Source organism: Microbacterium sp. AISO3 (assembly GCF_002204305.1).
Classification (GTDB): Bacteria; Actinomycetota; Actinomycetes; order Actinomycetales; family Microbacteriaceae; genus Microbacterium; species Microbacterium arborescens.
Genome location: NZ_NHRF01000004.1, coordinates 236,820 through 251,557, shown reverse-complemented (window position 1 = coordinate 251,557; position 14,738 = coordinate 236,820). Strand labels below are relative to the sequence as shown.

At 68.1% G+C, this 14,738-nt stretch carries 14 protein-coding genes; 9 read left to right on the top strand and 5 right to left on the bottom strand.

Translation table 11 applies throughout. From position 1 onward, the window contains the following. Nucleotides 1-20: 20 nt before the first annotated feature. The 4 genes from CBF90_RS08550 to CBF90_RS08535 are packed head-to-tail and all read left to right on the top strand — an operon-like array spanning nucleotide 21 to nucleotide 4,202. Nucleotides 21-1,322 (top strand): hypothetical protein, encoded by a 1,302-nt coding sequence (locus tag CBF90_RS08550; RefSeq protein ID WP_088380364.1) that lies wholly within the window; start codon nucleotides 21-23, stop codon nucleotides 1,320-1,322. Nucleotides 1,323-1,353: 31 nt separating this feature from the next. Next, the gene (gene hisD / locus CBF90_RS08545; protein WP_071918293.1) at nucleotides 1,354-2,652 is read left to right on the top strand and encodes a histidinol dehydrogenase; all 1,299 of its coding nucleotides are present in this window, start codon (nucleotides 1,354-1,356) and stop codon (nucleotides 2,650-2,652) included. Nucleotides 2,653-2,664: 12 nt separating this feature from the next. Then, a complete protein-coding gene (gene nrdR / locus CBF90_RS08540) occupies nucleotides 2,665-3,147 on the top strand; it encodes a transcriptional regulator NrdR (protein ID WP_023951526.1) in 483 nt (160 codons plus the stop codon). 11 nt (nucleotides 3,148-3,158) lie between these two features. Then, nucleotides 3,159-4,202 carry a quinone-dependent dihydroorotate dehydrogenase gene (locus CBF90_RS08535; RefSeq protein WP_064956839.1) on the top strand — a complete coding sequence of 348 codons (1,044 nt, stop codon included), beginning with the start codon at nucleotides 3,159-3,161 and terminating at the stop codon, nucleotides 4,200-4,202. Here the strand turns inward: CBF90_RS08535 and CBF90_RS08530 are convergent. Further along, a complete protein-coding gene (locus CBF90_RS08530; RefSeq protein ID WP_023951522.1) occupies nucleotides 4,177-4,746 on the bottom strand; it encodes a DUF3043 domain-containing protein in 570 nt (189 codons plus the stop codon). The two genes, CBF90_RS08535 and CBF90_RS08530, sit on opposite strands and share 26 nt — an antisense overlap. Nucleotides 4,747-4,793: 47 nt before the next feature. Between CBF90_RS08530 and CBF90_RS08525 the strand changes: the two genes are divergently transcribed. The 5 genes from CBF90_RS08525 (at nucleotide 4,794) to CBF90_RS08505 (ending at nucleotide 9,871) form a co-directional block, all read left to right on the top strand. Then, nucleotides 4,794-6,188 carry a dipeptidase gene (locus tag CBF90_RS08525; RefSeq protein WP_088380363.1) on the top strand — a complete coding sequence of 465 codons (1,395 nt, stop codon included), beginning with the start codon at nucleotides 4,794-4,796 and terminating at the stop codon, nucleotides 6,186-6,188. 98 nt (nucleotides 6,189-6,286) lie between these two features. Next, a complete protein-coding gene (erpA, locus tag CBF90_RS08520; RefSeq protein WP_023951519.1) occupies nucleotides 6,287-6,646 on the top strand; it encodes an iron-sulfur cluster insertion protein ErpA in 360 nt (119 codons plus the stop codon). A 109-nt stretch (nucleotides 6,647-6,755) separates the two neighbouring features. Further along, nucleotides 6,756-7,664 (top strand): cytochrome c oxidase subunit II, encoded by a 909-nt coding sequence (coxB, locus tag CBF90_RS08515; RefSeq protein ID WP_023951517.1) that lies wholly within the window; start codon nucleotides 6,756-6,758, stop codon nucleotides 7,662-7,664. Further along, a complete protein-coding gene (gene ctaD / locus CBF90_RS08510; RefSeq protein WP_023951516.1) occupies nucleotides 7,664-9,430 on the top strand; it encodes a cytochrome c oxidase subunit I in 1,767 nt (588 codons plus the stop codon). The genes coxB and ctaD overlap by 1 nt, the downstream gene beginning before the upstream one ends. Before the next feature lie 3 nt (nucleotides 9,431-9,433). Beyond that, nucleotides 9,434-9,871: a cytochrome c oxidase subunit 4 gene (locus tag CBF90_RS08505; protein ID WP_023951514.1), complete on the top strand. Its 438-nt coding sequence runs from the start codon at nucleotides 9,434-9,436 to the stop codon at nucleotides 9,869-9,871. 615 nt (nucleotides 9,872-10,486) lie between these two features. Here the strand turns inward: CBF90_RS08505 and CBF90_RS08500 are convergent. The 4 genes from CBF90_RS08500 to CBF90_RS08485 all read right to left on the bottom strand — a co-directional run bounded on the left by CBF90_RS08500 (nucleotide 10,487) and on the right by CBF90_RS08485 (nucleotide 14,736). After that, nucleotides 10,487-10,894 (bottom strand): rhodanese-like domain-containing protein, encoded by a 408-nt coding sequence (locus CBF90_RS08500; protein ID WP_088380393.1) that lies wholly within the window; start codon nucleotides 10,892-10,894, stop codon nucleotides 10,487-10,489. Nucleotides 10,895-10,975: 81 nt separating this feature from the next. Next, nucleotides 10,976-12,826: a ubiquinol-cytochrome c reductase cytochrome b subunit gene (locus CBF90_RS08495; protein WP_088380362.1), complete on the bottom strand. Its 1,851-nt coding sequence runs from the start codon at nucleotides 12,824-12,826 to the stop codon at nucleotides 10,976-10,978. Next, a complete protein-coding gene (locus CBF90_RS08490; RefSeq protein ID WP_023951508.1) occupies nucleotides 12,823-13,899 on the bottom strand; it encodes a ubiquinol-cytochrome c reductase iron-sulfur subunit in 1,077 nt (358 codons plus the stop codon). Before CBF90_RS08490 ends, CBF90_RS08495 begins: the two co-directional genes overlap by 4 nt. A 36-nt stretch (nucleotides 13,900-13,935) precedes the next feature. Next, nucleotides 13,936-14,736, bottom strand: a complete 801-nt coding sequence (locus CBF90_RS08485) for a c-type cytochrome (RefSeq protein WP_088380361.1) — start codon at nucleotides 14,734-14,736, stop codon at nucleotides 13,936-13,938. Between the last annotated feature and the right edge of the window lie 2 nt (nucleotides 14,737-14,738).

Below are 14,738 nucleotides of genomic sequence, written 5' to 3'. Positions count from 1 at the left end.
GCCGCGACGAAGGGAACATCGTGACCGACGAGAAGAACATCCACTCCGACGACGGCCGTCCCGAGGACGCAGCGCCCGGCGCTGCCGAGTCGGTACACGAGACCACGGCCGCCGACGAGGTCGACGGCACGCAGACCGACGCCGCTTCGGACGCGTTCGCGCCCGCACCGGATGCGGTGGTCGTGATCGACGAGTCCGCCGTCGAGCCCGTCGTGATCGACGAGTCCGCCGAGCACGCCGCCGCGGAGCACACCGCCGCGGAGGACGCTCCTGCCGAGCACGTTGCCGCCGACGGCGCAGCGGAGACGCCGGCATCGTCCGAGCACGCCTCCGCCGCGCCCGGACACACCTCGGCTGCTCCCGGATCGGACGAGCGCGGCGCGCAGTCCGCCGCGGGCACGTCGGGGGAGGCGCCGCCGCAGTACGGGGTGGGTCCGCTCTCGATCCGCGAGGTCGCCCTCGCCGGCGTCTGGGCCGTCGCGTTCATCTGCTCGTTCTTCCCCGTGTACGGCCGGTTCGGAGCCGGGGTGTCGGTGTGGGGTGCGGGGATCGACTGGATCCTCACGATCGGCGTGCCCACGGTCGCGGTCTTCCTGGTGCTGCTGCGCCGCTTCTCCCCGCAGGGCATCCGCCGTGTCGGCTCTCTCGGCATCGACCAGTTCGCGTCGGTCGCGTTCTCGGTCTCCGCCACCGTGTGGCTCGGGATCATCTGGAGCTCGTTCGCGGGTCTCGCTCAGTCGGGCGTGTTCCTCGCGAGCTGGGTCGTGTGGGTCGAGGTGATCCTGGCTCTGGCGGGTGTCGTGCTCACCGTCGTCGCGCCCCACCTTCCCGTCCTCGGCGACGATTTCGCGCACCGGCCCGAATCGCCTGCGCACCGGGTGGCGCGCGCGACGCGTCCGGTCGTCGCCCGGCCGGCATCCGCCCGGCCCGCCCCGCACACCGGTGCGTCGCACGGCGGATCGGCGTATGCAGCTGGCGCCGGCAACCCCGCGTACGCCGGCTACGCCGCTCCGGCCGGCAACGCCGTTGCGGCAGAGGCTCCGGTGTCTTCCGGTGTGTCCGAGTCGGCACCGGCCGACGCCGCGGAGCCGTTCGACACCGGTGCGACGACGGTCATCGAGCCCGTCGCCGCACCCCAGGCGTTCTGGGCGCTCGCCCCGGACGAGCGCGATGTCCTCGACGAGATGGGTTCGCCGCTCTTCCGGATCGGTCCGACGGCGTGGGCCCTCGTCATCGAGGACCGCGGCGAGGTCTTCGTGGTCCGTCACGAGGACGGTCGCGTCGGCTATCTCCACGACACCAGCGATGTCACGCGCGGCTGAGTCCGCCGTGACCGCGCGCTAGCCTGGAACGATGCGCACCATCGATCTTCGCGGCCGTCGTCTGACGCCCGCCGAGTTGCTCGCCGCCGTTCCCCGGGCAGAGGCCGCCCGTGGGCTCGCCCTGGCCACCGCAGCCGAGATCGTCCATGACGTCGCCGCTCGCGGAGAAGCATCGCTCCGTGAGCAGGCGGCACGCTTCGACGGTGTGGAAGGTCACTCCGTGCGGGTTCCCGCCGAGCACCTGGATGAGGCGCTGGCGGCCATCTCGCCGGCGGTCAGGGCTGCGATCGAGGAGTCCATCCGCCGCGTGCGGCTGGCCTCCGCTGCCCAGATCCCGCCGGACCGCGTGACCGAGCTCGGTCCGGGGGCGCGGGTCGAGCAGCGGTGGCGTCCCGTGCGTCGCGTCGGGGTCTACGTCCCCGGGGGCAAGGCGGTCTATCCCTCCAGTGTCGTGATGAATGTCGTCCCCGCGCAGGTCGCGGGCGTGCAGACGGTCGCGCTGGCATCTCCGCCGCAGCGCGACCACGACGGACGCATCCACCCCGTGATCCTCGCGGCCGCGCGCCTTCTCGGCATCTCGGAGGTCTACGCGATGGGAGGCGCGGGGGCGATCGGCGCCTTCGCGTACGGCGTCGGCTCGCTCGGGCTCGACCCCGTCGATGTCATCTCGGGACCGGGGAACAACTTCGTAGCGCTCGCGAAACGCGTCGTCGCCGGTGTGGTCGGCACCGACTCGGAGGCGGGTGCCACCGAGATCCTCATCGTCGCCGACGGGGAGGCGGACGCCGACCTCGTAGCCGCTGATCTCGTCAGCCAGGCCGAGCACGACGAGCAGGCTGCCGCCGTCCTGGTCACCGACTCGCCCGGCCTGGCCGAGGCCGTCGCGGAGCGGGTCGCAGCCCGCGCAGCCGCGACCCGCCACGCCGAGCGTGTCGCGATCGCTCTGGAAGGTCCGCAGTCCGCCATCGTCCTCGTCGACGACATCCCGGCCGCAGCGGCGTTCTCGAACGCTTACGCGCCCGAGCACCTCGAGCTGCACCTGCGCGACCCGCGCCCCGATGAGTACGTCAACGCCGGTGCGGTGTTCGTCGGCTCGCACACGCCGGTGAGCCTCGGCGACTACCTGGCCGGCAGCAATCATGTCCTGCCGACCGGGGGACAGGCGCGTTATGCTGCGGGGCTGGGCGCGGCGACTTTCCTGCGATCGCAGCAGGTCATCTCCTACGACCGGGAAGCCCTGCGTGCCGTGCACGACGGCATCCTCGCCCTGTCCGACTCCGAGCAGCTTCCCGCGCACGGCGAAGCCGTGTCGGCGCGGTTCGACGCGTAATCTGGGCTCGTCATGCATTGCCCTTTCTGCCGCAATCCCGATTCCCGCGTCATCGACTCCCGCACGAGCGATGACGGTCTCAGCATCCGCCGCCGGCGTCAGTGCCCGAAGTGCGGCGGCCGTTTCTCCACGATCGAGACGGCGAGCCTCAACGTCATCAAGCGGTCGGGCGTCATCGAGCCGTTCAGCCGCGAGAAGGTGATGTCTGGCGTACGTAAGGCCTGCCAGGGCAGGCCGGTGACCGAGGCCGACCTCGCCGTGCTCGCACAGGCGGTCGAAGAGGCCGTGCGTCAGACCGGTTCGTCGCAGATCGACACGAACGAGATCGGCCTCGCGATCCTCGGACCTCTCCGCAACCTCGACGAGATCGCCTACCTGCGGTTCGCGAGCGTCTACCAGGCGTTCGACACCCTCGAGGACTTCGAGGCCGCGATCGAACAGCTGCGCGCCGACCACGTCGCCGCGCGGACATCGGAGGGCTCGACCTCGCTCTAGGCTGGACGGCGATGTATCCGTTCATCTTCCGCACCGTCTTCTCGCGCATGGAGCCCGAGACCGCGCACCACCTCGTGGTGCCGGTCATCCGCCTGCTGGGCATCCCGCCGTTCTCGATCGTCGCCCGGGCGCTCACCCGCCCCGACCCGTCTCTGCGCACCGAAGCCCTCGGTCTCGTGTTCGACTCGCCGTTCGGTGTCGCAGCCGGATTCGACAAGAACGCAGTCATGGTGCGCGGCCTCGGAGCGCTCGGTTTCGGCCACGTCGAAGTCGGCACGGTCACCGCGAAGCCGCAGGACGGCAACCCCCGCCCCCGCCTGTTCCGTCTGATCCAGGACCGCGCGCTCATCAACCGGATGGGCTTCAACAACCGGGGCGCGAGCGCGGCGGCATCCCGTCTGCGGCGTCTCCGGCGCGGAAACACTCACGCCGTCGTCGGCGCGAACATCGGCAAGAGCCGCGTCGTCGACGTCGAGAACGCGACCGCCGACTACGTCGAGAGCACACGGCTGGTCGCGCCGGAGGCCGACTACCTCGTGGTCAACGTCTCGTCACCCAACACTCCCGGCCTGCGCGGGCTGCAGGCGGTCGAGACGCTGCGGCCCCTGCTCGAGGCCGTGCGCGACGCGGCGGGAGCGACGCCGCTGCTGGTGAAGATCGCGCCCGACCTGGCCGACGACGAAGTGACCGCCATCGCCGAGATGGCTGTGGATGCCGGCCTGGCCGGTCTCATCGCCACGAACACGACGATCTCGCGCGACGGACTCCTCGCCGACGAGGCGACGATCGAGCGGATCGGCGCCGGCGGGCTCTCGGGTGCGCCGCTGCGTCGCCGCGCTCTCGAGGTCCTGCGTCTGGTGCGTTCGGCGGTGCCGCGGGAGTTCTGCGTCATCGCAGCCGGGGGAGTCGAGACCGCCGCCGATGTGCAGGAACGGCTGGCGGCGGGTGCCGACCTGGTTCAGGGGTACACCGCGTTCATCTACCGCGGCCCGATGTGGGCGCGGCAGATCAATCGCGGGCTCGTCGAGCTCAGGCGGGGCGCTGACCGCGCTTGACCTGAGGCTTCGGAAGCCGCATGAAGCGCATCTGGATGGAACGCATCGCGCCGTACCAGCCGAGCCCCTTCTCCATCCGCTCGGCACCGAACTTCGCGCGGGCGGCCTTCTTCACCCGGATGCTGGTGATGACCATGTCGCCGATGACGAGCAGGATGAATGCCCACAGCGCGATGAACGCGTAGAAGGTCACGGCGTTCGACCCGAGGAAAGTCACGATGATGACCAGCACCATCGCGCCCATCACGAGCTCTCCGAGGTGCCAGCCCGCATCGATGTAGTCGCGGACGAATCGCCGCTGCGGACCCTTGTCGCGCACCGGGAGGTACCGCTCGTCGCCGTTGGCCATGCCGATCCGCGCCTTGTCGCGGCGCTCGGCGAGCTCGGCACGGGCACGCGCCTTCGCCTCCTTGGTGTCGGGCACCAGCGGGCGCTTGCGAGCCGCCTCCTGGGCGGCGCGGCTGGGAGTGGGACGGTTCTTGCCGGTGCCCGTCGACGCCTGGTCGGCGTCGTCCGGAGCGGGGGCAGCGGGAGTTTTGGCCACGGGGATCCTCGGGTTCTGCGACGAACGTGCCTCTTAAGATTACCCGCATGACCTCCGAATCTCCTCGGTCCGCCGCTGTGCGCGACGCTGCCCTGTCCGCCGTCCCCGCCGCCCTCGCCGATCTCGGCGCCCTCGTGCGGATCCCGTCGGTCGCCTTCCCCGGGTTCGACCGGGCCGAGGTCGAGCGCAGCGCCGAGGCCGTCGCCGAGCTGGCGCGCGGGCTCGGCATCTTCGATCGAGTCGAGGTCGCGACCGCGACGGTGCCCGAGACGGGCGAAGAGGGGATGCCGGCGGTGCTGGCGACCCGAGCCGCTCGGAACGGACGGCCGACGATCCTGCTCTACGCCCACCACGACGTCCAGCCGGTCGGCGACGAGGCCCTGTGGGAGTCCGCTCCCTTCGAGCCCACCGTCCGAGACGGTCGGCTCTACGGGCGCGGTGCCGCCGACGACAAGGCCGGGGTCATGGCGCACATCGGTGCCCTGCGCGCGCTCGTCGAGGCGGCGGGCCAGGACTTCGATCTCGGCGTGAACCTCTTCATCGAGGGCGAAGAGGAGGCCGGCTCGGCATCCTTCGCCGCGTTCCTGTCCCAGAACGCCGACGCGCTTCGCGCTGACGTCATCGTCGTGGCCGACTCGGGCAACTGGGATGCGAAGACGCCCGCGCTCACCGTGTCGCTGCGTGGAAACGCCCGCTTCACCATGACGGTCCGCACACTCGAGCACGCGTCGCACTCGGGCATGTTCGGGGGAGCGGTCCCCGACGCCATGCTGGCGACCGTGAAGCTGCTCGCGACGCTCTGGGACGATGAGGGCGGCGTCGCCGTCGAGGGTCTGACCGTGCGCGACGCGGAGACGCCGGAGTACTCGGAGGAGACGCTCCGTTCCGAGGCCGGTCTCCCATCGGGGGTCTCGCCGATCGGATCGGGGACGATCCTCTCGCGCATCTGGAACAAGCCCTCCATCACGGTGACGGGCATCGATGCCCCGAGCGTTCGCAACGCGTCGAACACGCTCAGCCCCGAGGTCTCGGTCGTCCTCTCTGCGCGTGTGGCGCCGGGACAGTCCGCTGAGGACGCGTACCAGGCCATCGAGGCGCATCTGCGAGCCCACGCGCCGTTCGGCGCGGAACTGACCTTCCGAGACATCGAGACCGGCAATCCCTTCCTCGTCGACACCACGGGCGAGGCGGTCGCGCACGCGCGAGCAGCTCTCGCGGAGGGGTACGGCGTCGAGCCTGTGGACATCGGCGTCGGCGGATCGATCCCTTTCATCGCCGACCTGGTTCGCGAGTTCCCGGCGGCGCAGATCCTCGTCACCGGGGTCGAGGACCCGCACGCGCGTGCGCACAGCCCGAACGAATCGCTCCACCTCGACACCTTCCGGCACGCCCTCGTCTCCGAGGCCCTGCTGCTCGAACGGTTGGATGCCGGTTCGCGCTGACGATCACGACGTCGTCTCGGGCCGACCCGCGGCCGGTGCTCACGCGTAGAATCGTGGCACCGGCCGCATGTCCTGCGGCCCGAGACCTCGGGAGAATCATGACCGACATCGCCACGTCCGACACCGTCCGTGCCCACGGCGTCTCGCTGACCGATGAGGCGGCGCTCAAGGTGAAGAGCCTCCTCTCGCAGGAGAACCGCGACGACCTGCGACTGCGCGTCGCGGTTCAGCCCGGCGGATGCAGCGGACTGATCTACCAGCTCTACTTCGACGAGCGCTTCCTCGACGGCGACAAGGCCGTCGACTTCGACGGGGTCGAGGTCATCGTCGACGACATGTCGGTGCCCTACCTCGACGGCGCCACGATCGACTTCAAGGACACGATCTCGGAGCAGGGCTTCACGATCGACAACCCCAACGCGGCGGGCTCGTGCGCGTGCGGCGACAGCTTCCACTGAGCCCCGCCCGCGACACTCCTCGTCTCCGACATCCTGAATGGATGGCCTGAATAGGGTGAAAGCTTGCCCTAGACTGAAGGTCGAACCATTCGTCCCGGAAAGGTGCACTGTGCGCTTCAAACGCCGCCTCCGCTGGGCCGTGATCCCGCTCGGGATCGTCACGGCAGTCTCCCTCGCAGCTTGTACACCGACGGAGCTGAACGGCTACCTTCCCGGCTTCACCGATGACGGTACGCAGGCGACCAACCGCACCGAGATGGTGTCGGGGCTCTGGGTGAACTCCTGGATCGTCCTCCTCGCCGTCGGTGTTCTGACGTGGGGCCTCATGGCCTTCGCCGCCATCGCGTACCGCCGCCGTCGCGGCCAGACGGGCCTGCCCGTCCAGCTGCGCTACAACATGCCGATCGAGATCTTCTACACGATCGTGCCGCTGATCCTCGTGATCGGCTTCTTCGCCTTCACGGCGCGCGACCAGTCGATCCTCGAGACGCAGTACGACGACCCCGACGTGTCGATCACCGCGATCGGCAAGCAGTGGGCGTGGGACTTCCAGTACAACGGCGAGGATTCCGACAACGCCGACGCCGTCTGGACGATGGGCGTGCAGGCGCAGCCCGACGCCGAGGGCAACGTCGACCAGGCAGCGCTGCCGACGCTCGTGCTGCCGGTGAACAAGGAGGTCAAGATCAACCTCCAGTCGCGCGACGTCATCCACTCGTTCTGGGTCATCGACTTCCTCTACAAGAAGGACATGTACCCGCACCGCGACACCAACTCGTGGTCCTTCGTCCCCACCCGCGAGGGAACGTACGCCGGCAAGTGCGCCGAGCTGTGCGGTGAGTACCACTCGATGATGTTGTTCAACGTCAAGGTCGTCTCCGAGCAGGAGTACGAGGACTACCTCGAGTCGCTGCGCGTCAGCGGCCAGACCGGTGACATCAACAAGGCATACGACCGCCTCCAGAACGCTCCGGGAACGGGCGCGGTCACCGACGACTCCGGCGAGGGAAGCCACTGATGGCCACGACACTTCCGCTCCAGGGCGAACAGCCCGCAGGCCGCCCCACGACCCTGCCGCCGCGCCAGGCGGCACTGCTCAGCGCATCTCGCGTCGAGCAGAAGGGCAACATCATCGTCAAGTGGATCACCTCCACCGACCACAAGACGATCGGGTACATGTACCTCATCGCCTCGGTGATGTTCTTCCTCCTCGGCGGCGTGATGGCGCTCATCATCCGTGCTGAGCTCTTCGAGCCCGGCATGCAGATCGTGCCCACGAAGGAGCAGTACAACCAGCTCTTCACGATGCACGGCACGATCATGCTGCTGATGTTCGCGACGCCGCTGTTCGCCGGCTTCGCCAACGCGATCCTGCCCCTGCAGCTGGGTGCGCCCGACGTCGCCTTCCCGCGTTTGAACGCGTTCGCCTTCTGGCTGTTCCTGTTCGGATCGATCATCGCGATCTCGGGCTTCCTCACCCCGCAGGGTGCCGCCTCGTTCGGATGGTTCGCGTATCAGCCTTTGGCCAACGCGACATTCTCGCCGGGTGCCGGCGGAAACCTCTGGATGCTCGGCCTCGGCATGAGCGGTTTCGGCACCATTCTCGGCGCCGTGAACTTCATCACCACGATCATCACGATGCGTGCGCCCGGCCTCACGATGTGGCGGATGTCGATCTTCTCGTGGAACACGCTGGTCACGAGCATCCTGATCCTGATGGCGTTCCCGGTGCTCGCGGCGGCGATCTTCGCGGCGGCATCCGACCGCGTTCTCGGATCGCACATCTACGACCCGGCGAACGGCGGCGTGCTGCTCTGGCAGCACCTGTTCTGGTTCTTCGGCCACCCCGAGGTGTACATCATCGCGCTGCCGTTCTTCGGCATCGTCTCGGAGATCCTTCCGGTGTTCAGCCGCAAGCCGATCTTCGGATACAAGACGCTGATCTACGCGACCATCGCGATCGCCGCGCTCTCGGTGGCCGTCTGGGCGCACCACATGTACGTCACGGGCGCAGTGCTCCTGCCCTTCTTCGCGTTGATGACGATGCTCATCGCGGTTCCGACGGGTGTGAAGATCTTCAACTGGATCGGCACGATGTGGCGGGGTTCCGTCACGTTCGAGACGCCCATGGTCTTCACCCTCGGCTTCCTCGTGTCGTTCGTCTTCGGTGGTCTCACCGGTGTGATCCTCGCGTCGCCGCCGCTCGACTTCCACCTGTCCGACTCGTACTTCGTGGTTGCTCACTTCCACTACGTCGTGTTCGGCACGGTCGTGTTCGCGATGTTCGCGGGCTTCTACTTCTGGTGGCCGAAGTGGACCGGACGGATGCTCAACGAGCGCCTCGGCATGGTGCACTTCTGGATGCTGTTCATCGGCTTCCACATGACCTTCCTCATCCAGCACTGGCTGGGCGTCGACGGCATGGTGCGTCGCTACGCCGACTACTCGGCTGCGGACGGCTGGACCTGGCAGAACCAGGTCTCGACGATCGGTGCGATCATCCTGGGCGCGTCTATGATCCCGTTCTTCCTGAACGTCTGGATCACTTCGCGCACGGCTCCCAAGGTCACGGTCAACGACCCGTGGGGCTACGGCGCGTCGCTCGAGTGGGCGACGAGCTGCCCGCCGCCGCGGCACAACTTCACGTCGATCCCGCGCATCCGCAGCGAGCGTCCGGCGTTCGACCTGAACCACCCCGAGGCCGCCATCCCGGTCGGCGTGGGTCCCGCGAAGGACGCGCCCGATGCACCGGTTGTGGATGTCGCCGATGGAGAGGTGAAGTAAGCCGTGAAGACCAACATCAACCTGTGGTGGGTGCTCACGTGGTTCTTCTTCGCGGTGTTCATCACGTACACCGTGTGGAACCTCGTCGCCCACACCGATCAGGGTGTCTGGTGGCACCGTATCGAGTGGGTCGGCTCGACCGCCCTCCTGTTCACCGGCTTCATGGGCGCGATGATCGCGTTCTACGTCTCGCGCGTGCACAAGGCTCAGGGCGGCGTGCTGCCCGAGGACTCGCTCACCGCTGACATCGACGACGGCGACCCCGAGGTCGGCGAGTTCAGCCCGTGGTCTTGGTGGCCGCTCGTGCTCGCGTTCGCGGCGTCGGTGTTTATCATCGGACTCGCGGTCGGCCAGTTCCTCCTGCCGATCGGATTCGCGATCTTCATCGTCGCCATCGTCGGATGGGTGTACGAGTACTACCGCGGTTACTTCGCGCGCTGACCCCGAGCGTCTACGACGGCCATCGCACTCCGGTGCGGTGGCCGTCGTCGTTGACGCCGTCGTGGCGGCATCCTTCGTGCGCCCGCTGCGTCCGCCCGTGGGTCGCGCTGTCATGTGCCCCCGCGCCCCGAGGCCTTCGTAGCGTCGGCCGAGGACTGTGCGTGCTCCTGCCGCCTGGGCACCTCAACGCCTTTCGGGGCACGCGAGGCGGTTGAAGCATTGCCGGCGCGCCAGGCAGGCGTTCCGCGCGCCTGGTCCGTCGAGCCGCGTGTCCGGGCGACCCGTGCAGATGACGTCTCGTGCTCATCATTGGGCCGGGATGCAAGGTCTCTGCAGCAACACGCCGCCTCTGAGCTCCGGGGCTCGGCGCGTGGGCGCTGATCTCTTGCATTGCGGCCCCCGCATCACGAGCGGGCGGGCTGCGCCTGGTAGGAACCTCTCGCTGCAGGTTCTGCGGGCCGGAGCGCCGGGATGCAATGGAATTCGACAGACACCCCACGTCGGGCACAGTCAGAGCGGGGTGTCTGTTCCGATCCATTGCATCGCGGTACACGCAGCTGCGGCGGCAGACCAGCAGGCCCCGGGCGCGGAGGTCGGCAGGTGCCGCAAGGACGCCTAGGAGCGTACGACGGCGACCAGGGGGTCGTAGGTGCGGGTGAGGGGACCGTGAGCGTTTTCCACCGGATAGCCCTCGCGCGCCCAGTACTCGAACCCGCCGATCATCTCCCGGACGCGGTAGCCGAGCTTGGCGAACTCGATGGCGGCGCGGGTTCCGCCGTTGCATCCGGGACTCCAGCAGTAGACGACGACGTCGACGTCTCGATCGAGCTCGGCGGCCGCGCGCACGGTGATCTCCTGGTGGGGGAGGTGTATGGCGCCGACGGCGTGGCCTTGAGCCCACGCCTCATCGCTACGGACGTCGACGAGAACGAAGCTCTCGCCCCCTCGCTGGGCTGCGTACACGTCGGAGGCATCCGTCTCATGCTCGAGTTTGGCGGTGAAGTAGGAGAGCGCGTCTGTCATGGTGATCACGCTACGCAGACAGAACAACGGCGGGGTGCGACCGATCGGTCACACCCCGCCGTAATTCGGACATGTGCGTTGTCAGCTCTTCTTGGGCGACTCTCCGCCGTCGGCATCCTCGTCGGGGACGATGATGTTCGAGGGACGGTTGGCCGTCTCTACACCCTTGCGTTCGTCGATCGGCTGGTGCGGAGCGTTCGGCACGCCGGCACGCTCGTGGGCGCCCTGGATCTCGGCGTCCTCTTCCTCAGCGATGTGCTCGAGGTCGTGGTGGGCGTGTGCCCGGGCAGCCTCGATCTCGGCCTGCGTGAGCGGTGCGAGGCGGTCCTCGAAGAACCAGCGCGAGAGCCCGGCACGCAGGTTCTCGTGCCACGGGATCTGGCCCTTGTCGTTCGGACGCACAACCAGGGGAGCGTTCGTGGTGTAGTCGACCAGCTTGACGAGCTCGTACTCGTCGACAGGCTGGTGCACCTCGATGTACTCGCCACCGGGCAGGCGCACGATGCGACCCGACTCGTAACCGTGCAGCGCGATCTCGCGGTCCTTCTTCTGGAGCGCGATGCAGATGCGCTTCGTGACGAAGTACGCGATGACCGGCCCGAGGATCAGGAGCGCCTGCAGCGTGTGGATCACGCCCTCCATCGTCAGATGGAAGTGGGTCGCGATGATGTCGGACGAAGCAGCAGCCCACAGCACGGCGTAGAAGGTCACACCGGCGGCACCGATCGCGGTGCGCGTGGCCGCGTTGCGAGGACGCTCCGCGATGTGGTGCTCACGCTTGTCGCCGGTGACCCACGCCTCGATGAAGGGGTAGAGCATGACGATGACGATGAACAGACCGAGTCCGACCAGCGGAACCAGGATGTTGAACGACCAGGTGCGGTCGAACAGGACGAACTCCCAGTGCGGCGGGACGAGGCGCAGCGCGCCGTCGGCGAAGCCGATGTACCAGTCGGGCTGCGTACCAGCCGACACGGGGGAGGGGTCGTACGGGCCGTAGTTCCAGATCGGGTTGATCGTGAACAGCGCGGCGATGAGCACGAGGACGCCGAAGGTGATGAAGAAGAAGCCACCCATCTTCGACATGTAGACCGGCATCATCGGGTAGCCCACGACGTTGTTGTTCGTCCGGGCGGGCCCGGCGAACTGCGTGTGCTTGTTCACGATCATGAGCATGAGGTGCAGGGCGAGGAGCGCGACCAGGATCGCCGGCAGCAGCAGGATGTGCAGCGCGTACAGGCGCCCGACGATCTCGGTGCCCGGGAACTCTCCGCCGAACAGCAGGAACGACGTCCAGGTGCCGATCAGCGGGATGCCCTTGATCATGCCGTCGATGATGCGCAGACCGTTGCCCGACAGAACGTCGTCGGGGAGCGAGTAGCCGGTGAAGCCCTCCGCCATCGCGAGGATGAAGAGGATGAAGCCGATCACCCAGTTGAGCTCGCGCGGCTTGCGGAACGCGCCGGTGAAGAACACGCGCAGCATGTGCACGCCGATTCCGGCGACGAACACGAGCGCGGCCCAGTGGTGGAGCTGGCGCACGAGCAGGCCGCCGCGGATGTCGAACGAGATCTCGAGGGTCGACGCCATGGCGGCCGACATCTCGAGGCCGCGCATCGGCGCGTAGGCGCCGTAGTAGTGCGTCTCAGCCATCGACGCCTCGAAGAAGAACGTCAGGAACGTTCCCGAGAGCAGGACGACGACGAACGACCACAGCGCGATCTCGCCGAGCATGAACGACCAGTGGTCGGGGAAGATCTTCCGGCCCAGCTCCTTGACGAGGCCCGAGATGCTCGTGCGCTCGTCGAGGTAGTTCGCGACGCCGCCGACGAACTTGCCGCCGAGCGGCTTGTCCGAGGGACGCGCAGGGCCGTCAGCGTGAACCGCGGGCGCGGTCGTGACGTTCTCCGTGGGGTGGGTGGAGGTGCTCAATGACGCTCCCAGAAGCTCGGGCCGACGGGTTCGGTGAAGTCGCTGCGTGCGATCAGGTAGCCCTCGTCGTCGACGGTGATCGGGAGCTGGGGCAGCGGACGTGCTGCGGGGCCGAAGATGACGGCGGCCGCGTTGGTGACGTCGAACTGCGACTGGTGGCACGGGCACAGCAGGTGGTGGGTCTGCTGCTCGTAGAGGGCGACGGGGCATCCGACGTGCGTGCACACCTTGGAGTACGCGACGATGCCGTCGTACGACCAGTCCTTGCGGTCATCCGCCTCGTTCAGCTGCTCGGGGAGCAGACGCATGAGGAGGACGATGGCCTTGGCCTTCTCCTCGAGGTAGCCGTCGTGGTGCGCGAGCGTCGCGAGGGACTCGGGGATGACGTGCACAGCGGAGCCGAGCGTGAGGTCGGCGGCGCGGATGGGCTTGCCGGTCGGGTCGTGCGCCAGGCGCATGCCCTCTTCCCACATCGTGTGCTTGAGCAGGTGCACCGGGTCACCCGCGTGCGGGTGCTCGGGCGAGCTGTGCGGCGCGAGGCCGCGGAACAGCGTGATGCCGGGCAGGACGGATGCCGCGAGTGCGACGAAGAGCGAGTTGCGCACCATCGTGCGGCGGCCGAAGCCGGACTCGTTGTTCGCGTCGGCGAACACCTGCACTGCTGCGGCACGGGTCTTCTCACTGCCGCGCGTCGAGTGACGCTCCTCGATGAACTCGGTGTCGTTCATCACGGCCTTCGACCAGTGGATCGCGCCGATACCGATGGCGAGGAGAGCCGTGGCGATGCCGAGACCGATGAACAGGTTGTTCCGGCGGATGTCGCTGATCAGCCCGCTCTCGATCGGGAAGAGCAGGTACGCCGCGATGGCCCAGATGCTCGCCGCGGCAGACAGGTAGAAGAGGGTGTACACGGTGCGGACCGCGCGCGTCATGGCCGCGGGGTCCTTGTCGGTCATGCGCTTGCGGTGAGGTGCGAGCCCGGGGTTGTGCACCGGGTCGGACACCGCTACGGCGAGCCCCGATGAGGGCACCGGGGAAGCAGGAACCTGCTCGGGCGCCTTCTCGTCAGCCATTTTGCTCCTTGTGCGTTGCTTCGATCGTCACGGTTCTCAGTTCGACTTCGCGGTGATCCACACCGAGATAGCGACGAGCGAGCCGATGCCGAAGATCCAGATGAACAGACCCTCCGAGACGGGGCCGAGCGAACCGAGCGAGAATCCGCCGGGCGAGTTCTCGGTCGGGCGCATCATCAGGTAGCTGATGATGTCGCGCTTCTCCTCGGTGGTGAGGGTCATGTCGTTGAAGACGGGCATGTTCTGCGGGCCCGTGACCATGGCGGCGTACATGTGCAGCGGCAAGGTGGTCGTCAGCGGCGGGGCGTACTTGCCCTCCGTGAGCGCACCGCCGGCGCCGGCGACGTTGTGGCACATCGCGCAGTTGATGCGGAAGAGCTCGGCACCGTGCGAGACGTCGCCTTCGCCGTCGAGCACCTCGGACTCGGGGTAGGTCGGGCCGGGGGCCTCGGACTGCACCCAGGCGGCCATCGCCTCGATCTGCTCCTGCGTGAACTGCACGGGCTTCTGCGGAGCCTGGGGGCCCTGCATCTGAAGCGGCATGCGGCCGGTGGCGACCTGGAACTCGACCGACAGCTCGCCCACGCCGTAGAGCGAGGGGCCGTCGTTCGTGCCCTGCAGGTCGAGGCCGTGGCAGGTGGCGCAGTTGGCCTGGAACAGCTTCTTGCCGTCCTCGACCGTGAGCGTGGATGTCGTCTGCGTCGTGTCTCCCGCGGCCATCGCGGCGGTGGCGCCGGCGTAGCCTCCGCCGGTGACGAGCAGTCCGATGCCGATCAGTGCGGCGGCAGCCCACTTGCTGCGACGTCCGCCGTTGCGGCGCGGGTTCTTGGATGCCATGG